This is a genomic window from Shewanella oncorhynchi (genome assembly GCF_030848765.1).
Classification (GTDB): Bacteria; Pseudomonadota; Gammaproteobacteria; order Enterobacterales; family Shewanellaceae; genus Shewanella; species Shewanella oncorhynchi.
Window position 1 is genome coordinate 2,951,456 of record NZ_CP132914.1, and the last position, 22,035, is coordinate 2,973,490.

Annotated in this window: 22 protein-coding genes and 1 riboswitch; of the genes, 2 read left to right on the top strand and 20 right to left on the bottom strand. The window is 44.2% G+C overall.

Annotation, left to right across the window (positions count from 1 at the left end; all coding sequences use genetic code 11):
• Window positions 1–471: 471 nt before the first annotated feature.
• The 4 genes from RA178_RS13310 to RA178_RS13325 form a co-directional block, all read right to left on the bottom strand.
• A complete protein-coding gene (locus RA178_RS13310; protein WP_306682221.1) occupies window positions 472–3,306 on the bottom strand; it encodes an ExeM/NucH family extracellular endonuclease in 2,835 nt (944 codons plus the stop codon).
• A 283-nt stretch (window positions 3,307–3,589) separates the two neighbouring features.
• On the bottom strand, window positions 3,590–4,105 hold the full coding sequence (locus tag RA178_RS13315) for a GDYXXLXY domain-containing protein (RefSeq protein WP_113938736.1): 516 nt from the start codon (window positions 4,103–4,105) through the stop codon (window positions 3,590–3,592).
• On the bottom strand, window positions 4,105–5,268 hold the full coding sequence (locus tag RA178_RS13320; RefSeq protein ID WP_306682223.1) for a DUF4401 domain-containing protein: 1,164 nt from the start codon (window positions 5,266–5,268) through the stop codon (window positions 4,105–4,107). The genes RA178_RS13315 and RA178_RS13320 overlap by 1 nt, the downstream gene beginning before the upstream one ends.
• Complete coding sequence (locus RA178_RS13325; protein ID WP_306682225.1) at window positions 5,255–6,352, bottom strand: DUF2157 domain-containing protein; 1,098 nt, start codon at window positions 6,350–6,352, stop codon at window positions 5,255–5,257. The genes RA178_RS13320 and RA178_RS13325 overlap by 14 nt, the downstream gene beginning before the upstream one ends.
• A gap of 137 nt (window positions 6,353–6,489) precedes the next feature.
• Between RA178_RS13325 and RA178_RS13330 the strand changes: the two genes are divergently transcribed.
• Window positions 6,490–7,305 (top strand): substrate-binding periplasmic protein, encoded by an 816-nt coding sequence (locus RA178_RS13330; RefSeq protein ID WP_306682228.1) that lies wholly within the window; start codon window positions 6,490–6,492, stop codon window positions 7,303–7,305.
• Window positions 7,306–7,370: 65 nt separating this feature from the next.
• On the opposite strand, the gene RA178_RS13335 is transcribed toward RA178_RS13330, so the two are convergent.
• From RA178_RS13335 to RA178_RS13395, 13 genes are all read right to left on the bottom strand, one after another.
• A complete protein-coding gene (locus RA178_RS13335; RefSeq protein WP_105252761.1) occupies window positions 7,371–7,766 on the bottom strand; it encodes a hypothetical protein in 396 nt (131 codons plus the stop codon).
• Window positions 7,767–8,094: 328 nt separating this feature from the next.
• On the bottom strand, window positions 8,095–8,499 hold the full coding sequence (locus RA178_RS13340) for a hypothetical protein (RefSeq protein WP_105252762.1): 405 nt from the start codon (window positions 8,497–8,499) through the stop codon (window positions 8,095–8,097).
• A 32-nt stretch (window positions 8,500–8,531) separates the two neighbouring features.
• Window positions 8,532–8,996, bottom strand: coding sequence for a GNAT family N-acetyltransferase (locus RA178_RS13345; RefSeq protein ID WP_028760288.1), 465 nt, complete (start codon window positions 8,994–8,996; stop codon window positions 8,532–8,534).
• 19 nt (window positions 8,997–9,015) lie between these two features.
• Window positions 9,016–9,621 carry a GNAT family N-acetyltransferase gene (locus RA178_RS13350; RefSeq protein ID WP_306682232.1) on the bottom strand — a complete coding sequence of 202 codons (606 nt, stop codon included), beginning with the start codon at window positions 9,619–9,621 and terminating at the stop codon, window positions 9,016–9,018.
• A gap of 383 nt (window positions 9,622–10,004) precedes the next feature.
• A complete protein-coding gene (locus RA178_RS13355) occupies window positions 10,005–10,628 on the bottom strand; it encodes a 2OG-Fe(II) oxygenase (RefSeq protein WP_028760290.1) in 624 nt (207 codons plus the stop codon).
• A gap of 193 nt (window positions 10,629–10,821) precedes the next feature.
• Window positions 10,822–11,319, bottom strand: a complete 498-nt coding sequence (locus RA178_RS13360; RefSeq protein WP_306682234.1) for a GNAT family N-acetyltransferase — start codon at window positions 11,317–11,319, stop codon at window positions 10,822–10,824.
• A 30-nt stretch (window positions 11,320–11,349) separates the two neighbouring features.
• A complete protein-coding gene (locus tag RA178_RS13365) occupies window positions 11,350–11,898 on the bottom strand; it encodes an NAD(P)H nitroreductase (protein WP_306682236.1) in 549 nt (182 codons plus the stop codon).
• A 186-nt stretch (window positions 11,899–12,084) separates the two neighbouring features.
• The gene (locus RA178_RS13370; RefSeq protein ID WP_219252743.1) at window positions 12,085–12,678 is read right to left on the bottom strand and encodes an HvfX family Cu-binding RiPP maturation protein; all 594 of its coding nucleotides are present in this window, start codon (window positions 12,676–12,678) and stop codon (window positions 12,085–12,087) included.
• 80 nt (window positions 12,679–12,758) lie between these two features.
• Entirely contained in the window at window positions 12,759–13,616 is an 858-nt protein-coding gene (locus tag RA178_RS13375; RefSeq protein ID WP_263204391.1) for a DUF6279 family lipoprotein, read from the bottom strand.
• Between the two features lie 164 nt (window positions 13,617–13,780).
• A complete protein-coding gene (locus RA178_RS13380; RefSeq protein ID WP_306682240.1) occupies window positions 13,781–14,896 on the bottom strand; it encodes a phosphotransferase in 1,116 nt (371 codons plus the stop codon).
• Window positions 14,896–15,549, bottom strand: a complete 654-nt coding sequence (gene pnuC, locus RA178_RS13385) for a nicotinamide riboside transporter PnuC (RefSeq protein WP_212599799.1) — start codon at window positions 15,547–15,549, stop codon at window positions 14,896–14,898. The genes RA178_RS13380 and pnuC overlap by 1 nt, the downstream gene beginning before the upstream one ends.
• A 46-nt stretch (window positions 15,550–15,595) precedes the next feature.
• Window positions 15,596–15,856: a hypothetical protein gene (locus tag RA178_RS13390; protein ID WP_028760297.1), complete on the bottom strand. Its 261-nt coding sequence runs from the start codon at window positions 15,854–15,856 to the stop codon at window positions 15,596–15,598.
• 97 nt (window positions 15,857–15,953) lie between these two features.
• Window positions 15,954–18,173 carry a TonB-dependent receptor gene (locus RA178_RS13395; protein WP_306682243.1) on the bottom strand — a complete coding sequence of 740 codons (2,220 nt, stop codon included), beginning with the start codon at window positions 18,171–18,173 and terminating at the stop codon, window positions 15,954–15,956.
• 54 nt (window positions 18,174–18,227) lie between these two features.
• Window positions 18,228–18,366, bottom strand: a riboswitch (TPP riboswitch).
• A gap of 197 nt (window positions 18,367–18,563) precedes the next feature.
• Here RA178_RS13395 and RA178_RS13400 point away from each other — a divergent pair.
• A complete protein-coding gene (locus RA178_RS13400; RefSeq protein WP_012196926.1) occupies window positions 18,564–19,244 on the top strand; it encodes a Crp/Fnr family transcriptional regulator in 681 nt (226 codons plus the stop codon).
• A gap of 67 nt (window positions 19,245–19,311) precedes the next feature.
• Here RA178_RS13400 and tsgA read toward each other — a convergent pair whose 3' ends face one another.
• The 3 genes from tsgA to RA178_RS13415 form a co-directional block, all read right to left on the bottom strand.
• Window positions 19,312–20,487 carry an MFS transporter TsgA gene (tsgA, locus tag RA178_RS13405; RefSeq protein WP_306682244.1) on the bottom strand — a complete coding sequence of 392 codons (1,176 nt, stop codon included), beginning with the start codon at window positions 20,485–20,487 and terminating at the stop codon, window positions 19,312–19,314.
• A gap of 50 nt (window positions 20,488–20,537) precedes the next feature.
• On the bottom strand, window positions 20,538–21,242 hold the full coding sequence (gene deoD, locus RA178_RS13410) for a purine-nucleoside phosphorylase (protein ID WP_012196924.1): 705 nt from the start codon (window positions 21,240–21,242) through the stop codon (window positions 20,538–20,540).
• Window positions 21,243–21,541: 299 nt separating this feature from the next.
• Entirely contained in the window at window positions 21,542–21,937 is a 396-nt protein-coding gene (locus tag RA178_RS13415) for a YcfL family putative periplasmic lipoprotein (RefSeq protein WP_028760301.1), read from the bottom strand.
• Window positions 21,938–22,035: the final 98 nt, after the last annotated feature.

The window sequence follows — 22,035 nt, forward strand, 5'->3', positions numbered from 1 at the left end:
CAATTAAGAATGGGGCAGAAGTGCTTTACCCAAAGCTAACGCCAAATACTAGATTTTGCTCCCGAGAATCACTTCAAAGTCTGATCAACTGTAACGGTTTATGCAATCCCTGATGGTCAGGCCTTACTTTTTGGTAGTCATTACTTTATGTATCTCAAATTATCAGACAACAAATGGCTGAACTTCAAGCTGTGGTGAACTTTGGGGCAATAGCTTTTTAGCTAAACGAACAGCAGAAGGGTTAGTTAAGATTGGCATTGTTGCACCTGTAACCTTCTAAAACAGGGATATTTTATTAGAACCCTCAGGGATACTTCTTGTTAAATAAAGAGGTGAAGAGTCACTGGGGAAACAATGACAATTGATGCGTCACAACAACTGACGACAAAGTTATCTTGCTTTTAGGCAAAAACAAAAGCCCGCGGCTGCGGGCTTTGAATCACTTAAGAATCAACGGAATACAAAACTGGCTTAACGGTAAGTCAGCGTCGTGGTATCCGTTAACTTGTCGTTATCTTTAACGGTCAGTTCAACAGTGTGTTGTCCACGGCGGGCAAGGCGCAATACCACTTGACCGTTAGCGCGGGTGCCATTGTCGAATGTCCATTTATGTTGCTTGATTACGCCATCGGTATCATAGCTAGTCGAGATAAACATATCGACTAACCATAAATTAATACGCTGAATTTGCGCAACAGGTGGTTGTTTAACATTACCAGCAACCACTGTCACCATTTGTGACGTGCTATGGGTTAGGCCGTCATTATCCGTGACTGTTAATGTGACCAGATACTCACCACTTTGGCTGTAACTGTGAGTAACAACCTCACCCACTGCCACTGTGTTATCACCAAAGCTCCACTCAGCTGACACGATTTGTCCGTCGCTGTCGGTTGAAGTGGATGTCAGTTGCACTGCAGCGCCATTCACCACTTGAGTGAAACTGGCCACTGGCGCGACTTTTTCCGCTTCAAGTAAGAGTGAAATCACCACAGGATCGTGATCCGATGAGCGGTAAGCATCACTTGCGAATAAGTCTTGGATTTGAGCGGGCGTCTTAAACTCTTCGTTGTAATCCAAAACGCGTGGTTCGTCGGTATTGATATGCCACTGCGTCACATCCACCACTTTATCCACCAGGGCAGCGTTTGCTAAAGCATGGTCCAACTGACCCGATTCAGCCGAGAACACATAGGAATAAGGATTTGGCTTTTCAAGTTTGGCAAACAGCTCACTAAAGCCTGCATTACCTAAAGCAGTTAATGGATCTTCCTTCGCATAGGCGTTCAAATCACCAATCAGCAATACGCCTTGATCTGGATATTGCTCGCTAATCCATTGACCTGCAGCCGTCGCCGCACGGGTACGAGTGATATTACAGTTGCCTTGACCGTCGTTAAGATCAGGTTCGCCCGCACATTCACTGCCCTTAGATTTAAGGTGATTAACCGCAACAACCACGCCTTCTTCACTGCCGTTCACGCTAAAGGCTTGCGTCAGCATTGGACGGTTTTTGCTATCGTCAAACAGGGGCTGTTGATCGCTATCTAATGGCGAATTTGCACTGGATAAAATACGTGCAGCGCCCTGCGGCGTGACTTTATCACTGCGATAAATCAAGCCGACTGTGATGGCATCGGTGCCAATCGCATTCATGCCTGTTGGCGCAATATAAGCGTAACGTGCTTCACCCACAGCAGCATTCAAACCTGCGACTAAATCGGCAATGGCTGAATTAGCGCCAAAGCCATCGTTTTCAATTTCCATCAAACCAAATACATCGGCACTAATGCCCACCATGGCGCTGACAATCTTCGCCTTTTGACGCTCAAACTCGCTTAAGGTATTGGCACCACGCGCAGTTGGGAAACCTGCGCCTTGGCCATCACCATTGAAGTAGTTGAGTACGTTAAAGCTAGCGACTTTTAGATTACCACCCTCAACCAATGTGGGCGCAACTGGGCGTGGGTTTTCAGCCACAAAGTTCACCGTTTCGATTGGCATAATACGATACAGATTAAAGCCATAGTGCATTACACCCGTAAGCGATGTGGCTTTATCGCCTACACGCACAGTGTTTGATGCGCTCAAACCAGGAGCGGGGAATTGCACAGGATCAGGATTCTGCGCCGTTAAACCGTCATCCAGTAAAATACTGTCCCGTTGGTTGGCTGCACTCACAGCTAGCGCATCCGCGCCCGGTGCAGCCACCTGCGTACCGATAAAGTGGCGCTGACTGCCTAATGAAATCTCGCCATAACGGCCTAGGTTATAGACTTCATTCACCACTAAATCTTGGCTGAAACGAACCCGCATGCCCTCAAAGGGCTCAAAATCATCACTGCTGTTAACAGGTAAGGTCACTAGCGCGGCCGTAGGTAACGTTTGTCCTGTGGCACACAACTTGTGATCAGATAAAGTCGTTAGTTCAGTTAAGCCTTGATATTCAGTGACTTTGGCTTTTAAACGAATACGATCGCCTGCCACATAAGCTGTGGGCGCAGTGCCGGTATATACAAACACACCTTCAGAGGTTTGGGGATCGCTATCGGCTTCGTTATCAGCCATTTGCACGAAAATGCCCTTAAGACCGGCTTCTTGATTACTGACGACAACCGCCTCAACCACTAAAGTTTGTCCATTGAGAGGGCTGGAAGCACCCGCGCCTTGAAGCGCATGAATTGCTGTGGCTTCTTCGCCGCACACTAAAGAGCTTGGTGGAGGGTCGACTGGATCGGTTGGCGTACCCGCACTGAATTTACCAAGATCAGAAACATCGTCCTTCGCAAAACCTAGCCAAGTGCTAAAGCTTACTGCATCGGTACTGATAGGATCGGCAATCAGCAGATCAGGATTACGGCGCAGGGTATTATCTTGAGTGGAGAGATCACCACTGCCCCACTCGGCGCCGGGATCAACACCGACTTGGCCTAAACTATCAATGACTTGATTTTGATAGGTCAGTTCAATCGCATCGTCGCCGTTAAAGAAGCTGGCGCTACTCTGTTGATTTGTAACCGCAAGGATATCGGCAGAAGAGTCATTATCGGCAACCACATAAGTCGCCCCCGCCGCTAATGAGCCAGTGAGCGCAATGGTCGTGCCGACGTTTGTGCTGCCATTAAAATAGAAGCGCAATTGGTATTGGCTTAAATCAATAGCGCCCGCGGTTGGGTTATACAATTCGATAGCTTTATTATTACTGCTGCCTTCGACATATTCAGAAATGATCAAATTATCCGCGCCATGGGCAAGCCCACAAACGCTGCTGATGGCTAACGCCAGCACAGTTTTAGTGTTAAACATTGAGACCCCTAAATGTATTGTTTTAATATTTGGTATTTAATTGATGCGCTTAGATGCTTCAAGGTGATATCACCTCGAAGACTGACGATACTATAGGCGGTCAAGGTTACAAATTGGTTGCATCAAAGTTGCAACTTAAGGTGGATATTATTCGCGCGATTTAGCGATCAGAACTAGGAAGAAAGCAGTACGGGAGATGCTGGCCGCACTACACAGTGCGGCCAGAGATCAATCGAGGTTAATCAAGTAAGCAGAACAAATGGATGGCAATCCTGACATAGGGTTATAAGGGCTGAAGCTTTTCATCGAGTAAACTGACGAGCAGTAACTCACCTTGCAAATTCACTCTAAACTCACCGTATTTAGCTGCACTAAAATGATCGGCTTGCCCTTCTTCAAAGAAAAAGCTGTTCGATGCGAGCTTAATTTGATTACCACGGACACGAAACTGCACTCGTAGTTGATCTTTACCGAGTGCTTGGTCGGTATAAAAGTCCACAAAACGCGCCACTTTTTGCCCATCGACAGCCAGCAATAACTGCCCCTGCATTTGTTGCGGCGCTAAGGCGCTACGCACATCGCGCGCAATGGCATATTCAAGCGCCATGTAATCACCCTGCATTAATGAGCGCGGATCGACCGGTGCTAATGCAAAACGCACCACTTGCCCGTGATTAAGCAGTTGTTCGAATTTGAAAATGCGCCAATTCACGCCAGCGAGAATCGTCACTGTTGTGAATAATACGAGTCCAAGCGCCCATTTATGTGAAGCCGACAGTTTTCCCATCACATTGCCCATCACACAGTCTCCTTGGCATTTTCATTGGCAGGAAATAACCGCCACATCACTAACCTTGCCACCAACAGCAAGGCGCCTAAGCCCATCAAATAACCAGATTTAAGTAACAGAGTCGTCTCTAGGGAATAATAATACCCGCTGACAAATAACAGCGCCGACACCATTCCCATACCTTTCAACCAAGACTCGTTGCAATAATGGCCAAGCAAGATCAATAGAATAGCTGTTGATAAACCCTGCATAGGTAAGGATAAACCGCTAACGATGACTAAACCGATAACACACCCTAGCGCCGCTGGTGAGCTTAGTGATTGATGGCGCTCGCGCAAGATTGTCACCAATAAAAATCCGCAAATAGCGAAAATAATCAACAGATGAGTCAGTGTCAGCCACAGGCTTTGCTGCCAAGGGCTAAATAAGGCTTCAAAAATACTGTCCATACTAAAAGCGTGCATCAACTGCAACGAAAGCAACGCGAGTGCGAAACCATAGATGAGCATCCGAGCCCTGCGATAATGACGCCCGAACTGATTGATATTTAATAACACTAGACTAATGACTACGGCAAAAAGGCTTGGGCTAAAATTGAGCAGTTCAAATTTTGCCATCAGGCCAATCACGCACCAACTTAAGCAAAAAGCGAATACAAACTGGGCTAGCCCGTGGGCAATCAAGCCCCACAGTACCAATGTAATACCCGCCATACAGAGATACCATGTGAGGCTAAAATCATTGTTAATTAAATCAAATAATCCCCATGCCACACTGATCAAACCACTCAAACAGGCGGCAAAAGCAAATTGTTCAATAAAAATCTGTTGCCGCGGTAAAAAATACAGCCCAATCCCCAAGGCTAAATAGGTTAAGCCGATAAATAAAATGACATCTTCTTCAACATGCTCAAAAATGGCACCAAACACTGCCATCATGAAGCTCAATAAAAACAACGCCGCTATCCAAGCAGCAAACGCCTGCATAGTGGCAATATACCAAGGGATATCATGGTCTTCTGGCATTTGAGCAGCACTAACATTGCCTTCGGCATACAAAGCTTGCCAGAGTTTGATTAGACTTAATTCACTCGAAGCGTCGATTGATGTAACACTATCAGTGCTGGATCGAGTGATCATTTCGCTATCCTGTAAACCATTATTGTTGCTCATGAACATCTCCCACGCTCACGCTTCCTTGGCTGGCGATTCCTACAAACTGAGGTTTAAGTTTCCGGTTTAGCTCCCTCAACCAAATACTCAAACCTGTGCTTGCCAAAATGATATAAAGCCCAATAAACAAAAATCCACCTATGGGGTCATTATCCTCAAACATCAGCTTTATCAGTAACGCGGCGCCTACGGCAATCAGGCTAAAACCGCCCAAGGCCAAGGGATATATGCGTGGTAATCTATAACGAAAAATAACGAATCCGAATATCAGATGGGCAAAATAACCACAGAAGATCCCAGTACTGAAGCTGTCACGTTCAAGGAAATCGTCAAAAATAAGCCAAGTGATTAACCAAGTAAAACAGCCCATAGCAAACAATGAACAAATATATTCAAGGATTGGCGCATGCCAGCGCCCCGCGACTTTGTTGTCTAAAAGTACGAAAGCATAATAGATAATTAAATTCAAACAGATAAAGATCAGCAATTGTCCTTGAGCGCCCCAAAATAATCCCCAGAAATGGGAAAAGGAATCCAGAAATATCCCTATGCTGAGGTTTAGCAATCCCACCAGCAACAGCCACAAACCATCAAATCCCGCCACCCAAGCAAAGGGTAAGATAACGAATGCCCATAGCGCAAATAACTGCCAAGGATCGGCGCCCGTTTGATAGGTTTGCCCAACTAACGCTAATAAGCCACCAACTAACACACTTGCGGCCAGTAGCACGCCATTGGCGGTCGTCGCACCAAAAGTGCTGTCTTTACGATAAGAACTAACAGGGGAATAAATATTGGCACGATAATAGAGCCAAGCAAATGCGCTGATAGCGAGTATTATCGCCACTTCAATCAGTCCAAATTTGGCAAATCGCCCCAAAGATTGCCAATTATAGGCAAAGAAAAAAATCACCCCACAGGCAAAACTTAACGCACCAAACCAGAGTAATAAATGAGCAATTAAGCGACACCAACTCGACCCATCCGGCAAGACAGTCACCTGTCGATAAAGCTTATTCGCCTGCTCTTGCGTGATATGTCCCTGTTCAACCCAACCACACACTTGAGATTTTATCTTGCTCAATGTGAAATCTCCCTCATCCTGTTTGCGCTAGCTTACTATGACAGATTTAAAATTCGCACTTTATCGACAGCATTGAACAAATTAAATTGTGTATACTTGTAAAAAATCATTCATGCTAAAAATAACAAGGGGTGACTATGATATTGAGCCAGTTGTGTCGTCTACTCTTTTGTTTAACCTTAAGCATTAGCGCATTTACCACGGCTATCGCCCAAGATAAAGTTCAGTCGCCAGCGATTCCCGAGTCAATTCCGACAATTCATGTCGGTGGTTATCAATTTGCTCCCTATGTCCATCAACAACAAGACGGCCGTTACACAGGTCTCACACTCGATATCATTAATGCATTAAATCAAGTACAACAAGAAGTGGTCTTTAAATTTGCCGTCACCAGTATTGAGCACAGATATAAAGCCTATTCCTTAGGTCGCTTCGACATGATGCTCTTTGAGAATCCCGCTTGGGGATGGCAAAAAATAGCGACTCAGTTTATTCCGCTACATATGATAGATGGTGAAGTCTTTATTGCACTTAAAACTAAAGCTCATAACCAAAGCTATTTCAAAAACTTAACCAACAAGTCAATTGCGTTCATCAAAGGATATCACTACCAGTTTGCCCACTTTGAAACCGATGCGAACACGCTGGCAAAACAATTTCGCCCCTTGTTCGTCAGTCACAATAACGCCTCTATCGAAAGTATTCTGCGTGAACGCGCCGACATAGCGCCCGTGACTAACTCTTACTTACAGTATTATTTAAAGGTTCATCCAGAAGAGAGAAAATTACTTTTAATATCAGATGAATGGGACCAAAAATACGCTAATGGCATTTTACTCAACCCCAGTTCACAGCTCGATAGCAAAAGGCTCTCACACTGGATTGAACTGCTCATCAATAATGGTAAGCTCGCTGAACTCGCCGCCCAATACGGTATTCAATTAACCCCATAATTCGCTGTTTGTTTTTCAAACTCTTACGCTTCAATCGCGATGATTTACAAACTATCATGAGCAATTTACGCGGCAGACAAGAGTGGCCCTAGCATAGCCAAAATACCAATGAGCAAGAAAATCAGCGCTTGCACTATGATCATCTGGCCACTATTTGGTGGACTCAGAGTGGCAATATAAAACTGCCAAATCGCAAAGATCCCATAGTTCATCCCGAGGAATAACAACAGGCTAAAGGCATACATCCCAGGGATCACCTTTAATGCACAGGCTAAAAGTGCAGCTGTAGAAACCACAAAAAATACCGATTGGCAGTGAAATAAGCACAGTAGCATTTGCTTGCTTTGCTGTGACACATTCGCCTTTAAGAGTGGCGCTAATAAAACCCGCTTACCATAGATTAAATGGTAGCCACAGACTCCAGCACTCAAAACAGTCGCTGCCATTATTGTTAATACCATAGTGCTCCCATTTAGTACTTATATTTGATTATCTTTGAATATCGTAAACTGAACTAAGAATTTAAAACTGAGGAGAATTTAAACCCAAGGCTTAAATACTTGACCATGTAACTAAGACCCTAAAAACTGCGGTTGAGTTTCAGCCGAGCTAAAATAAGCAACTTGGTTCTCAGCCCCTAAACCAAACGGGGCTAAAATCTATGGGGAAACCGACTCAATATGAATGACCCCATCAGCTCCTTAGTGCTTGTACTTTAACGCAAAAAAGGAGCCATCAGGCTCCTTCTCTTCACAATCCGTAAACGATTACCCTGACTAAAACCTACGATTACATAGTTGCCATAGTCCAATAATTTAAGCGCTTTTGTGGATCGGCTAACAGGTTTTTACATTCTTCTTTATATTTACCCATTAACGCACCTAAGTTGCTTGACCCCCCTAAGCTTTCGATTTGACGGGCTTTAGCATCGGCAACCGCTTGAGTGACCTCTGCTTCAGAGCTGTATTTCTTAGCTAAATTCTCAGACTCAATTTTAGAACTTTTTAAACGCTCACCCACGGCCTGCATTTGCGGTGCATTCATCGCCCCAATGGCTTCTGAGCTAATTTGATAGTAAGCGGCACATTCAATGGCTTCTTTACTAAACGCTTTTTCTGCTTCATCAGCCCAAACTGCAGTACTGGCACTTAAGACTAAACCACCTAATACTAACGTTTTTACCTGAGTTAACATGTTACTTTTCCTTTTAATCGTCATAAATAAACCTACTCAAGTCCTCGGTGGAGCTCAAGTTCGTAGATATAAAAATCTTGGTTACGCACAAAGCCTAAACCTTCATACAAGCCCTGCGCGCGCTGGTTTTTTTGCTGTGTTTCTAACATCAAATAACTCATATTATGCGCTTTGGCATAACTGGCGGCTTGTAGCACTAATGCCCGCCCAATACCGACACATCGGGCATGTTGAGTCACATACACATCATTGAGGATCAACATAGGGGCCAAACGTAACGATGAAAAACTGGGATACATTTGAACAAAACCTAATCCAAGCCCTTGATTATCTTTGGCTATAAATATCACCGATGAGCCATCTGACACTCTTGAATGAATAAACTGCTCCGCAGCCGCGAGATCATCCCTACGCCCATAAAACTGTCGGTACTCATTGAATAACACTGCAACCTCATGGACATGAGTCACATCTACTCGAGTTATGATGCTTGCCATGGGCTTTTCCTATTTATCATTAGAGTGTTAGCGGTCGTTGTCGCAATCGAAATTGCAGACTGTTTTTCACCGTTGGCCACTCGGTATCAATAATGGAATACACCACAGTATCGCGGATAGTGCCGTCCTTAAGAATCTTATGATTTCGCAATACACCATCTTGCTTAGCGCCCAGTCTCGCAATGGCTTGTCTCGAAGCTTGGTTATGCCAATGAGTACGGAACTCAACGGCAATGGCGTCTAAAGTTTCAAAAGCAAAGGTCAATAACAGCAGTTTAGCTTCAGTATTAATCCCAGTGCGCTGGGCACGTTTAGCATACCAAGTGTATCCAATCTCAAGACGGCGATTATCAGACTCCCAGTTGCAAATTCGCGTGCATCCGACGATTTCCCCTGACACTCTATCCCGCACCGCAAAGGGAAAACTCAGGCCCCGCGCTTTTTCTTCGAGTGCTTTAGCCACATAGAGCTTCATCTCTGTTGGCTCAGGGACACTGGTAAACCATAAACGCCAAAGTTGACCATCTGTGACGGCGAGACTCAATGCCGCCACATGGGACAAAGATAAGGGCTCAAGTACAATATGCTCACCACTTAAACAACCTAAGTTATCTTCACAGCCCACAGTATCGCCTCCGTTAGATGATAGAAAAGTGTGTTGTAGCGCACGTTTTTATCTAGCCTAACATTAAACGAGAATAAAAAAATACCCTATTTTCAGTATGATTGGACAAATTTACCCCATTGTCGGCGGCTTAGATTACCTAAAGCTTAAGAGTGTAAAAAAATTTGAAAAAATGAGTAGAAGGTAGTTAAAACAGGTTGGAATAAATACTGCTGCGGAAGAACACGCCGTGATGGCCAATCAATATCCGAGAAATAGCCAATGACATTGCGCAGTCGCGATAAGTGATTGGTGATGACCAAAAGCGACAATCGAGAGCAAAAACACCTAAACCAGTGGGCAGCATTTAGGCGTTTGTTATCTGGTGAAGTTAAAAGCTAAAGTTAAAAGCCATGCACGCTGTTACTGACCCTAAACCAGCCCGCAATACTATTACGCTGGGCCAAGGTTTTAGTCACTTCATGGGGAAAACGCTCACTGAGGAAAATCACAAAATGGCCCATTTTAGGCGCGATGCGCTCAATCTCAATATCGGCTTCATCATAGATAATCAACTCACCACAATCTGCCGCTTTCCAGTCAGGATTTAAGAAAAACACTGTGGTTAAAATACGATTTTGGCTGCCCTTAAGTGCATCAACATGTTTTTTATAAAAGGCCCCAGGCTGATATACCGCATAGTGGCTTTCATAATCGAATAAGCCCATAAACAAGCGACGATTCAAGCCATTTTTGAGTTGTGTCATCAACTCAAGATACTGGGCATCAGGCTCATTTTGCTCTTCTAGCCACTGTATTCTGTCACGACGAATGTCTGGATTTAAGTGCTGTTCAGAACCTCGACCGATAGAGGCAGCTTTTAATTCATATATTTCAGTTGATTGAATTTTTTCCAATAGTACTTGGCTAATACAGGAAGGAACTAAGTCAGATAAAAAAATATAGCCTTTGTCTACCAAGGCATCAGCGATCACGTCCAGCATTGCTTCACTTAATTGCGAAACCATTATGCTACATCCAAAAAAGGGCTACGCTTTTGCTGTACTCAAGGGCTCAAGGAGGGATTAAGTGAGCCTGATTTTCGAGGGGCGTCGATAAGAGATATGATTGCCATATCTCAACGATAAATTTTGCGAAATTCTAGAATAAAGAAGACGGAATTACAATAAAATAAAAACCTATATAAACAACATGTTAACGTTAACCAAACAGTTCAACAGGCTCATCATGATCACTAAGCTGCAAACAACGCTCAAAGTGTAATCCAAGTTTGTTCAGCAAAGCTTTTGAAGCACTATTATGGCTGCTAACAATCGCGACAATACGCTCAATACCAAAACTTTTACCTAAGTCAAAAGCGGCTTTCGCGGCTTCGAATGCATAGCCCTTGCCCCAATATTGCGGCAAAAAAGCATAGCCTATATCGACATTGTCCAGTGTCGGCCGTTTGATTAAACCGCAGATGCCAATAGTGAATCCATTCTCGGCGAGCACTACAGCATAAAAACCAAAACCGCACTCGGCATAACTTTTCATCGGTCCATTGACGATATAATCCTTAGCCTGCACAAGTGTGCGTACTCCTCTATTCCCGATATTCTCTATAAAGCCTTGGCTGTTGAGCAAGACTAACATAAAAGAAGCGTCGGCTGGGGTTAACTGCCGCAGGATGAGTCTAGGAGTTCGCGCAACTTGCATAGAATTTCTCCACTAAAAAAGAGGGCGGATTTATAAATAACGGACGTACTGACTGCCGTCCTTTTGCGGTTTCTTAGGAGCAGTAACGGCTGGCGTACCCACATACAAAAAGCCGACGATTTGATCGTGTGGCTCAAGACCTAAAGCAACATTCACATTCGCATCAAAGGCAAAATCCCCTGTACGCCACACTGCACCTAAACCTAAGGCGAAGGCAGTCTGCTGCATCGCCATGGTCGCGCAACCCGCTGCAATAAGCTGTTCAAGTACGGGGACTTTGGAATGTTGCTGCGTTTTCGCCACGACAGTAATCACCATAGGCGCACGCATTGGCATACCCTTAGCTTTATTGACAAAATCCTCATCGGCGCCGTTCGCTTTAGCCGCCTCAACAAAGATATCTGCCAAGGTCTCTAACCCTTGTCCTGCGGCAATAATAAATTCCCATGGCGCTAAGGCGCCATGATCTGGCACACGAATGGCAGCATCTAAGATGATTTTTAATTGACTCGCATCTGGAGCAGGAGCAGTTAATCGTGGGGTTGATTGGCGAGTGAGTAAAAGTTCAATAGCGTCCAAGTTCTTATCCTAGTTCGATATAAATTGCGCTCAAGCATAGCAAATTGCTGACAAAGAGGCATAAAAAAATCCCGCCGCTTGAGTGGGATTTAACTTGTTGAGTGCACTTAACAATCGAGTGGGCTTCAAAATTAAATGCGCTTGAAAATCCGATGCAGTTAACAATTGGGCCCGCTTGAGAAAGACTTACTTAATCCCACAGCGCTTAGCGATGAAATAATCTAGGCTAGTGTAACGACCACCGCCTAAGGTAAAAAGCGCCAGCAACATAATAAAATAGGTGATCGCAAACTCAATACCATTATTAAGCACAGCAAAATTACCTGAACTGGTCAGCCAGTCATAGTTACCGTGCTCCTGCAATAACTCTTTGGCTTTTATCAGTTTATCCCCTGCCTCAAGCACTCTGTCATTCGCAAGCCAAGAACTACCATCGGCAATCGCTAACCAACCATTTGGCCAATGCACAGTCAATGCGGCGACCAACATAGTCACCATTAAAGGGATTGAAATCAGTCGCGTCGCGAGCCCAAGCAGTAACAAGATAGCGCCAAAGAACTCAGTTCCCGCCGCCAGTCCAGCCATTAACGCCGGCATTGGCAGACCTAAGCCCCAATCGGGATTGGCAAACCAAGCAACCGTATCTTCAAAGTGAGCGAGCTTGTTATAACCTGCTTGCATTAACACAGGTGCAAGGTAAATCCTAAGGGCTAATGGCGCTAAGCCTTCGAAATAGCGGCTCATATTGAGCAGTTTCTGATAAAGGGATACGAGTGGCATAAGGTCTCTATTAGTAGTTAGTTGGCTGATTTATTGGCTTGCAGGAATAGACCCTAGCAAGGTAATAAATCTTTCATTGCCTAGGCTTCTTTTTCAATCGCTTCCTGATTCAGTTCTTTGAGATCTTGAATGAGCCCACCTAACTTTTTATAAAAATGCTTAGACTGCTGCTCCGATAAGCTCGCATTCAGCGCCAGCAGCAAAGTCCCGAATGCCTCAGTATTTTTACGTAAAAACACTTTATGTTGTTCTGACTTAAGCTCATCGGGCTGCGTCATCAGCAAGGTCAAACGCTCGGTTAATAATGTTTTATCGGCGCGCTGACCCAATGCAACTTCAAACTGGCGTAACCATTCGTGTCTGTACTCAAGCCACATATCTAAGGTGGATAAACGCTGTTGATTATATTGGTGAATAAGCACTTTTTGCTCCGCAGTTACACTTCCAAGCCAATCATCAAATTGGGTTTGAAGGTTTTCATCGGCATCTTTTTGTAACTGTTCAGGGGTTTTACCCGCAAATTCTTTAACGAGCTCCTGCTCTTCCTCCCGTAATTTTGTGAGGATCTGCTTCACCTGTTCATCGGACAAAGACATTATGATAGGTAGAAGCTCGGGCAAGGCGAACTCAAACAATCGAAACCAATGCCGCTTAGCAATATTCACATGATCTGCCCATAGCACTGGCGTTAACGTATTGGTTTTTATGAGGCTTTCGACTTCGGTCAATTGCACCACATAATGAGCTAACTCTTTGGATTGGTGCCAAATGACAAATTTTTCAATGAGGGAATCGAATGCCTTTTGCTGAGATTTATCTAAGGTAACATAATCCTCTTGCTCCCAGCCGATGGCCCAGTCGAGGAAATGGTAACTGAATTTAGTGGAGCAGGCGCTTAAGCCTAAGAGACACACAAGTAGCATCACGCCTTTTTTCATACTGAATAATCCATCCTAGAATTGTTGCTAATAAGACGCTTGAGACTATATAAAGTTGCTTTTTATATCAAACAAGTTTGTCTAATAAAGGTTTTCAGTATGTTAATAATTTGCCTTATTTAAGTTTCTAATCGCGCAGAGGAAAGCTAAGTGCAGCTAAACAGTTATGATTCTTGGGTGATCAGCGGCCAGAAGCAATCAAACCAAGCAAGGTAGTCGGCGCTACGACTGGGTTCTGTTTGCGCTGCCATCAATAATGCCCAGTAGCAAGCAAATACCCAATACATGTCAATAGCGGCAGGCACTGCCGTTACGGCTTGTGCAGTAACATAAGGATGTCCACTCAGATACTGTTTCACCAAAACACTTTGCTGATAGGGCGTTAACGCATGGGTCGCTAACACTACAGCCAACTCACACAGTGGATGCGACGCCGTCGCATACTCAAAATCAATACAACACAAGCGGTTATTTTTAAGTAACAAATTATGGGGATTAAGATCGCGATGGCAAAACTGCGGCTTGATTATGCAGGCTGCTAACTCATCACACCAATGTTTAATTTCGATTTGAATTGCAAGCAGCTTAGCCACCCGCTCATTCCAATCGTGAGTATTGCTATCACCAATATCACTACCCTGCTTCAATGGCACAGGTCGCCTTAATACTGGCTCACTAAATGTTGCAGAAGCCTGATAGGCAAGTATTTGCTGGTGATATTCCTGCCACTGCTCAGTGATACTAATAGCATAAGGCCCTGTAGGCAGATCGCGTAATTGCAGCAATAACGCCAATAGCAAACAATGGGCTTGGTTAGGATGCGTTTCTTGTTCTGCTGCCGGATACTGTAAATAATTAAACGTCGATTGCCCCAGCACAAAATCAGCAGCACTCGTTTGGCGCTCTAACGCTGGCCAGTGGATTAAGACCTCGTTTTCAATATCGTCACTTTCAATATAATCACTTTCAATAAAATCACTGAGGTAATAACGCTCATCTTCGCTCACCCACAACAGTTCAGGAGCAAGTTTAGCTTGAGCCAATTGCTGCCAGTAAAAACGCTCCTGCTGGCGGTTGCAAAAACTGTCCGCCGCATCGGCATTCACCCGCAGCACATAACTGCCTGTGGGCGTAGTGATTTTATAGTTGTGATTACTTAAGCCGCCCGCAAGCTCATGAATACTTAACACGTTAACTAGCCCAGCACTTTTGAGTATGGGGTAAAGTGCTTTGAATGGCTCGCCCACTGAGCGCTGCATCGAGGCGTTTATATCGAGCATTAACTGAGTAACTTCAAGGTATTAGCTTCACGTGCGTCGGCTAACGCGGTTCGCCACAGGAAATACCCCACGACCGCCAGACCCACATAAAGCACGAATAACAAGGATGTCAGCATCAAGCCTTTGCTGAGATAAAGGTAAATCGACACTATGTCGATAACCACCCAATAAAGCCAATTCTCAAGGACCTTTTTTGCCACTAAATAAGTCGTCATCACGGCGAAACAGGTTGTCGCCGCATCTAGATACGGGAATGCGGCTTGGGTATACGTCGCCATACCGTGACCAACCAAAAGCGAAATCACGCCCGTCGCTGTGATCAACTTTAAATGGGTTTTCAATGGCCAAGTGGTCACTTTTACTCCTTGATGCTTATCACCACCTTGGGTCCAGAGCCAATATCCATAGAGCGCCATTGCCATGTAATAGACGTTAAGCACAGACTCCATCAGTAGCGACACCTTCCAAAACAACACAGTGTAAATGGCGGTACTGGCAAAGGCCGCCGCCCAGCACCACACACTGGCCTTCATCGCCAGCAGTAAATATGCCATCGCCAGCAACACCGCGAGGGCTTCCCATACGGTCATCACATGGACTTCACCAAAGGCCGTATTAACGCTCTCGACCAAGGTTAACCATAAATCTGTCATAGTGTTGTTCTCATTGCCTATTTGTCGCTTACATGGCGGTCAATCATTATTCGCTGTGGGCTAAATTCAGCTCACCACCGATAAACTTACACACAAATACTGCCTTGCCCCACTTCTCATGGGCCGCTTGCATCTCGGTCGCCAGCATAGTCATCACATCTAAATAATCGCCGCACACTTGAGTTGCCATCGCATTAGTCACGCGCTCGATATTGGGATAGCTATCCACGCGGCCAATAAACCACTTGATAGGATCGAGGTAATTTTCATTAAAGGGATACATGCTAATTTCTGCGGTCAGTTTCATTTTAATTCCTTGATATTCTGAAGTAAGGCTGTAGCCCAAATACTGGGCTACAGTTCAATTAACACTTAAATGATTATACTCACTTTAAAATGAGCTATTACATAAACTTAACGTTAAAGGTTACGCCAATCTGACGCGGATCGCCGTAACGAATATATTGCTTTTCCGCCCAGCCGTTATCTGGCTCATTGCCAAAATAGAAGCCACGCACACCGTATTCTTCATTAAACAGATTGCGTCCCCACAAATATGCCGACCATGCGTTCGCCTCATAACCTACGCGTGCATTGACGATAGTGTAGGGTTCAGAGCGGGATTCATTGCTGTCTGAATAATAGAATTCACTCTTACCGCTAAGATTCAGGTTAGCAAACCAACCCGAATTAGCACGATAAGTCCCGCCAAGGCTGTAGGTAACGTGTGGAGAATGGGCTAGATCGCGGCCAGTTAAATCCACCTCAGTGCCATATTTGTCCTGATACTGATAGTCACCGTAGGCCGTTTCTAACCAACCTAAGCTTGAGTAAACTTGCAGATTATCCGTGGCATACCAGGTTGCATCTAACTCAGCGCCATAGTTATTCGAACTGCCTGCATTTTCAGTGAACAAGATAAAACGCTGTGGTTTATCGGGATCTTGCTGTGATGCAGCCACCTGTTGATCTTGTCTGTCCATATAGAACAGCGCCAAATTAGTATCGATAAGTCCCGCTAACCAATGGGATTTAAGGCCGATTTCATAGTTATAGAGCGTCTCAGTACTAAACTCTTTTTTATCGTTCAATTCGACTGGCAAAGTCATGTTGAAACCGCCCGCCTTGTAACCGCGTGCGACTCGGACATAAGCATTGTGTGAGTCGTTCAGCACTTTACTCACAGCAATATGACCGCCCCACATAGTTTCGCTCGGGTCGAAATTATCGTTATTCGTATCAGAGTAATGGCTGTTGCGACGCTCTAAACGTAGCCCCACAGATAAAGCATAATTTGAGCCCAAATCCGTATCAAGCTGGCCAAACAGTGCATAGTTTGTCGCCTCATACTCTGAGTCTAAGACTTCATCTAGCGAAGTATTGTACTCAGAATACAATTGGTTATCTTCTTTCAGATTCATGGCATACACACCAAGCAACCAATCAGTACTCTCTGCAAAAATACGGCCCTGCTCGGTAGAACTTAGGCGAAACTCCTGCGACACGGTTTTACGCTGACCCGTTTTATCCCAAAAATAATCGTATTGACACGGCGCCAGATTGCCATTGTCATCATTACATTGCTTAGAGGCCCAATATTCTGAGTTAGCCCAATCGCCATCGTAACTGTAATGGTGATCGGTATTCGCAAAGGACGTTAACGAGGTTAGCTCAAAGGTTTCGGCGCCGGAATAGGTCGCTTTAAAACCCGCGCCAGTGGTGCGTTGGCTATCGACACCCGGTTGATCCGATGTTGTCTGGGTTGGTGAATTGGTTAAACTCCATACATCATAGCCATTATCAAAATCGGCATGCAGCACAGTTAAATCAAACTGCAAATCATCAGTCGCATACCAGCGCAGCTTAGCGCGGCCGCTGAATTCATCGCGACCATTAGTATCATCACGGCCTAAATACAGGTTATCGTGGTAACCATTTTGCTGGTGCTGCTGCATTGACACACGATAAAGCAGCTTGCCAGAATCCGTTAATGGGCCAGAACTGAAACCACTAAAAGTGCGCAAATCATCCTCGCCTAACGACACTTCGCCGCCATGCTCAAACACATCGGTGGGATCGTTACTCTTCAGATAAATCAATCCCGCTAAGGCATTCGCGCCGTAACGCGTCCCCTGCGGTCCACGAAGCACTTCGACCTGCTGTAAATCGTACATGCTCGACACCATACCAATACCGGATAAATCGATATCATCTATGATGTAACCCACGGAAGAATTAGGTGCGCCTTGGTATTGTTCCTGCTCTCCTACACCGCGAATTTGAAAATATTTCGGCCGCGAGCTTCCACCTGACCAGTTAAAATTGGCGATAGAATTAAGCAGATCTTCAAAGTGTTGCGCACTTTCATCTTGAATTTTTTGACTGTCGATAACGGTAATGCTGGAGGGCATTTTTTCTAAGCTTGAACTGCGAAAATCCGCCGTCACCACCATGACTTCCATCTCAGTGCTGGGATCGGGTTTATCGATAGCGTCGGTTTGTGCAAAAACAGGGGTGCTCAGCGCTGCGGCGATGGCTAACGCCAGCGGCGCTCGGGCTAAAAATAAGCTTGGCGATACGGTTGAAAATGGAGATTGATGGTTTGACGTTTTACGGTTTGACATAGGACCTCAAATATAATGTTTGAGATCCGGCAACGAATAAGCGATTCAGAAGTGTGCTGTTGATTGGCCCATTCCTACGCCGGTATTAGCCGGATCAGGTTCTAAGGGTTCGTCAGATGACATCTCAGTTTGCAGCCGTTAACGTTAAAATCAGAGTAACATTAATGCACAACAAACACCCCTTGGCGGCACCTAGTATACATGACGGAAATAAAAAGTGGGCACTCTTATCTCTGCGATTCAATTAAATGTCGCGAAAACCACTGCCCTTCAGTTCGTATGATGAAAATGTCTTTAGTAGCCGCCTAAATCCTTTCGTCCATTTGACCGCCTATCATGATAATGCTATAGAAGGTCGCAATTTCGAACACAGTAAGAGGATCATAGTCGATGCAGCTAAAACCTTTATCGAAAGGACGTTATAGCCAGCGATGGGAGCAAGACTATCCACTTATTGAAGCGGTTGTACTTAGCTGCATCAGCGAAATAAAAATGCTCAAAAAAGGCGCTCACCTCATGACGCAGGGGGAAGCGATGGCATCACTTGTATTGGTGAAGCAAGGTCGCGTATCACTCGGCCATACCGCGAGAAATGGTCGGTGTTTTCAATTAGGTACTATTGATTGTGATTCACAACTGTTTGGCGAAATGGAGTTCTTCACCCAGTACCACTGTCAACTAGACATTATTGCCAGTGAACCCTTAGAAATCATGTTGATTAGCGCTGAAAAACTGCAACATTGCCTCGGTCAACACCCTCAACTCGCGCTATTTTTCGCTAGTGCAATTGCGATTGACTACCAAGACACAGTGGATATTTTTACTCGGCGACTGCTCTATCCCATCAGTTATAACGTGGCATTTGATATTTATCATGAATACTTAAATGACTTGCCTGTAGATGGCTTTAGTAAACGCTATTTAGAGGCTGAACGATTTGGCACTACTGACCGAGTCTACCGTCGGGCGCTACAAAATCTTGAGGAACGAGGCTTAATTGAGCGGAAAAAAGATGGCATTCGGATTTGTGATCTCAACGCACTCAAGAAATTTGTTGAAGCAGGTATATAACCGCTTTCAACATAACCCACACTCGACTTAATTTAACAACCGAGTGTGGAATGGATGCACAGGTAAATTAACTTACGGATGGCGAGTGTTGTTCCATACCCGATTTCATCTGACTTGAAACGATCAATAGCATAAATATCGCTGCGTAAAGCAGAGGTATCACATACATCACTGTTTGTAATCCGATAATACGTTCAAAGAAAGAACTGATGGCTGGGCTAAACATCGCCCCTGCACTTCCGCTAATAAGAATATATGACACATTTTTGCTACTGGCTTTTTTTACAAAAGACACGCCATAAGCAATAAATGCATTATAAAGAGCAGCACACACAAAACCATAACCATAGGTTAAATAAGCTATCCAATTAAGATTATTGGTACTGACAATGGCAGCGGTGATCACCATAGCTAAAGCAATAATACCGACTAAGAAATGGTGAATTTTTACACGCGTCACAATTACAGTCGAAATTAACGCCCCAATTAGCGCAGCGGACCAATACTGGGTAATAATATTACCGGCATCTTCAAACGGAATATCAAATTTTTGTTTTACAAATAAAGGTGCCCAAGTTAAAAAAGTATATAAAGCCAGCATTCCTAAAAATAAACCAATACCTCCACTAATAATACCGAGATTCCATTCAGACTGTTGTTTCTCTTGTGTTGTAGAAGATTGCTCGCAAATAGAGAAATGAGTGAACAAGGTAATAATGACTGTACCGAACGCCACTAAACCTACGGCTAAATAGCTATAACTCCATGATAATGAACTTGTTAATGCATAAGTCGTTATCAATGGAAAAATAACGCCTGCAATATTAAACGTCGCATCTTGCACCACTAACATTGTGCTTTGTAATTTCTCTTGCCACACAGACACCACAATCGTACCAGCAATACATAGACCGATACCGCCACAAAAACCAATTAAGGTCATTGCTACCATCACAACTTGTAGGGAATTGGTTAGATGTAAAGCCAGAGCAGAAAGAGCAACCAGACTGTAACTTATCAAGGTCATTCTTTTGATACCCATTTTTTCAATAAATAAAAATGCTGCAATCGTCCCCGCGAGTGCACCACCATTGAGCAATGAAAAGATTGATGCAACTTCGTTAACACTAGCGGCAAATTTCTCAGCTATGGGTTCAATCAACATCCCAAATTGGGTCGCAAAGCCCGCCATAATAAAATTGGCGAGAAAACTGATGGCTGTTAAAGTAATTTTATTATTCATTATGTCATTCCATAAGTGAAATGCTAAGGGTTCAAAGGATGGCTTTAAACCTAATTGAGGGCGGTTTCTAACGCGAGCTCGATCATATTATTAAAAGAGAGTTGGCGTTCTTCGGCCGTTGTTTCTTCACCGGTTAAACAATGATCCGATACCGTTAAAATGGCTAATGATTCGATACCTTGTTGGTGTGACAATCCATAAAGCCCCGCCACTTCCATATCAATACCTAATACCCCAAAACGTTCAAGTGCGGGGATCATATCTTCATCGGGATCGTAATAAAGATCACCACTAAAGATATTGCCAACTTTTACACTAATGCCTTTCTCATTCGCTGTGGTATAAGCTTTATGCAATAAAGAAAAGGTCGCAGAAGTTGCCATTTGGTAGCCGCTACTACGCTTAGCGTTAGTGGGTGAATCCGTGCCTGCGGCTTGGGCTAAAATGACATCTCGCATTTGTACATGTTTTTGTGTTGCACCTAAACTGCCAATACGAATAATGCGTTTCACGCCAAAATAATTAATCAGCTCATGGCCATAAAGCACCATAGATGAAATACCCATACCATGACCCATTACGGAAATACGCTGTCCTTGGTAAAAGCCCGTGTAACCAAGCATATTGCGAACATTCGTGACTTCTACGGCATCGGTGAGATAGGTTTCAGCGATATATTTAGCACGGAGTGGATCACCCGGCATAATAACAGTTTCAGCAAAATCAGTAGGTTGAGCATTAATATGAGCGGTCATCTTTCTATCCTCATGTGGTAATATGCTGATAGTAGTGCTCAATCACTGAATGTATTTAGGACTAAAGTCCGGATTTCACCTTGCCGTAAACCTTTTTGCTTAAAAATGGGTAATTTATCGCAACTTTCAATGTCAAAAAGACGAAAGCTAATAACATTTTAGTGACCTTAAGGTCATTGAACGTTGATGTAAAACGATAAAAAGGCTTACTCCTTAAAAGAAGTAAGCCTTTTTAGAACGGGTTTAATATCAAAAAATCAATTAAACCCGGAATAAACTAAACAGAAGTAAACTCAAGCTTAGTTTGAAAAGGTTTCACGCACGTATACATCAAATTTAACCACTTGGGCATTAGGTGCTACGGCGCCGACTTGCAATTGCTGTTTGCCGTGTAATTTCACCGATTTCCAGCTGGTCGCTTCATCTTCGATAGTAAAGCCGCTGGCATCGTACCAAGTAAATTTATATTGCACACGCATATCGGAAGAGGATTTGCTAACAATCAACGCTGAGCCCTGCACTAAATCACCGACTCGGCGTGCATCCACACTCTGTACCGCAATATCTCGGGCAAAGCTGGAATTATCGACGCGGGTTTCACCCAGTGAACTCACTGAAATCCCTGCGGTATGTGAGGCACAAGCACCTAAAGTAAGCGCTGCGGCCAGTAATAACCCTGTATAAACTTGTTTCATATATTTCTCCTAGTCACGCCACAAAATACGCAGCTAGCGCATCATTTCCCATTAAACGACAAACTAATCGAACAGTGCTGAACTCATGCTTAATAACA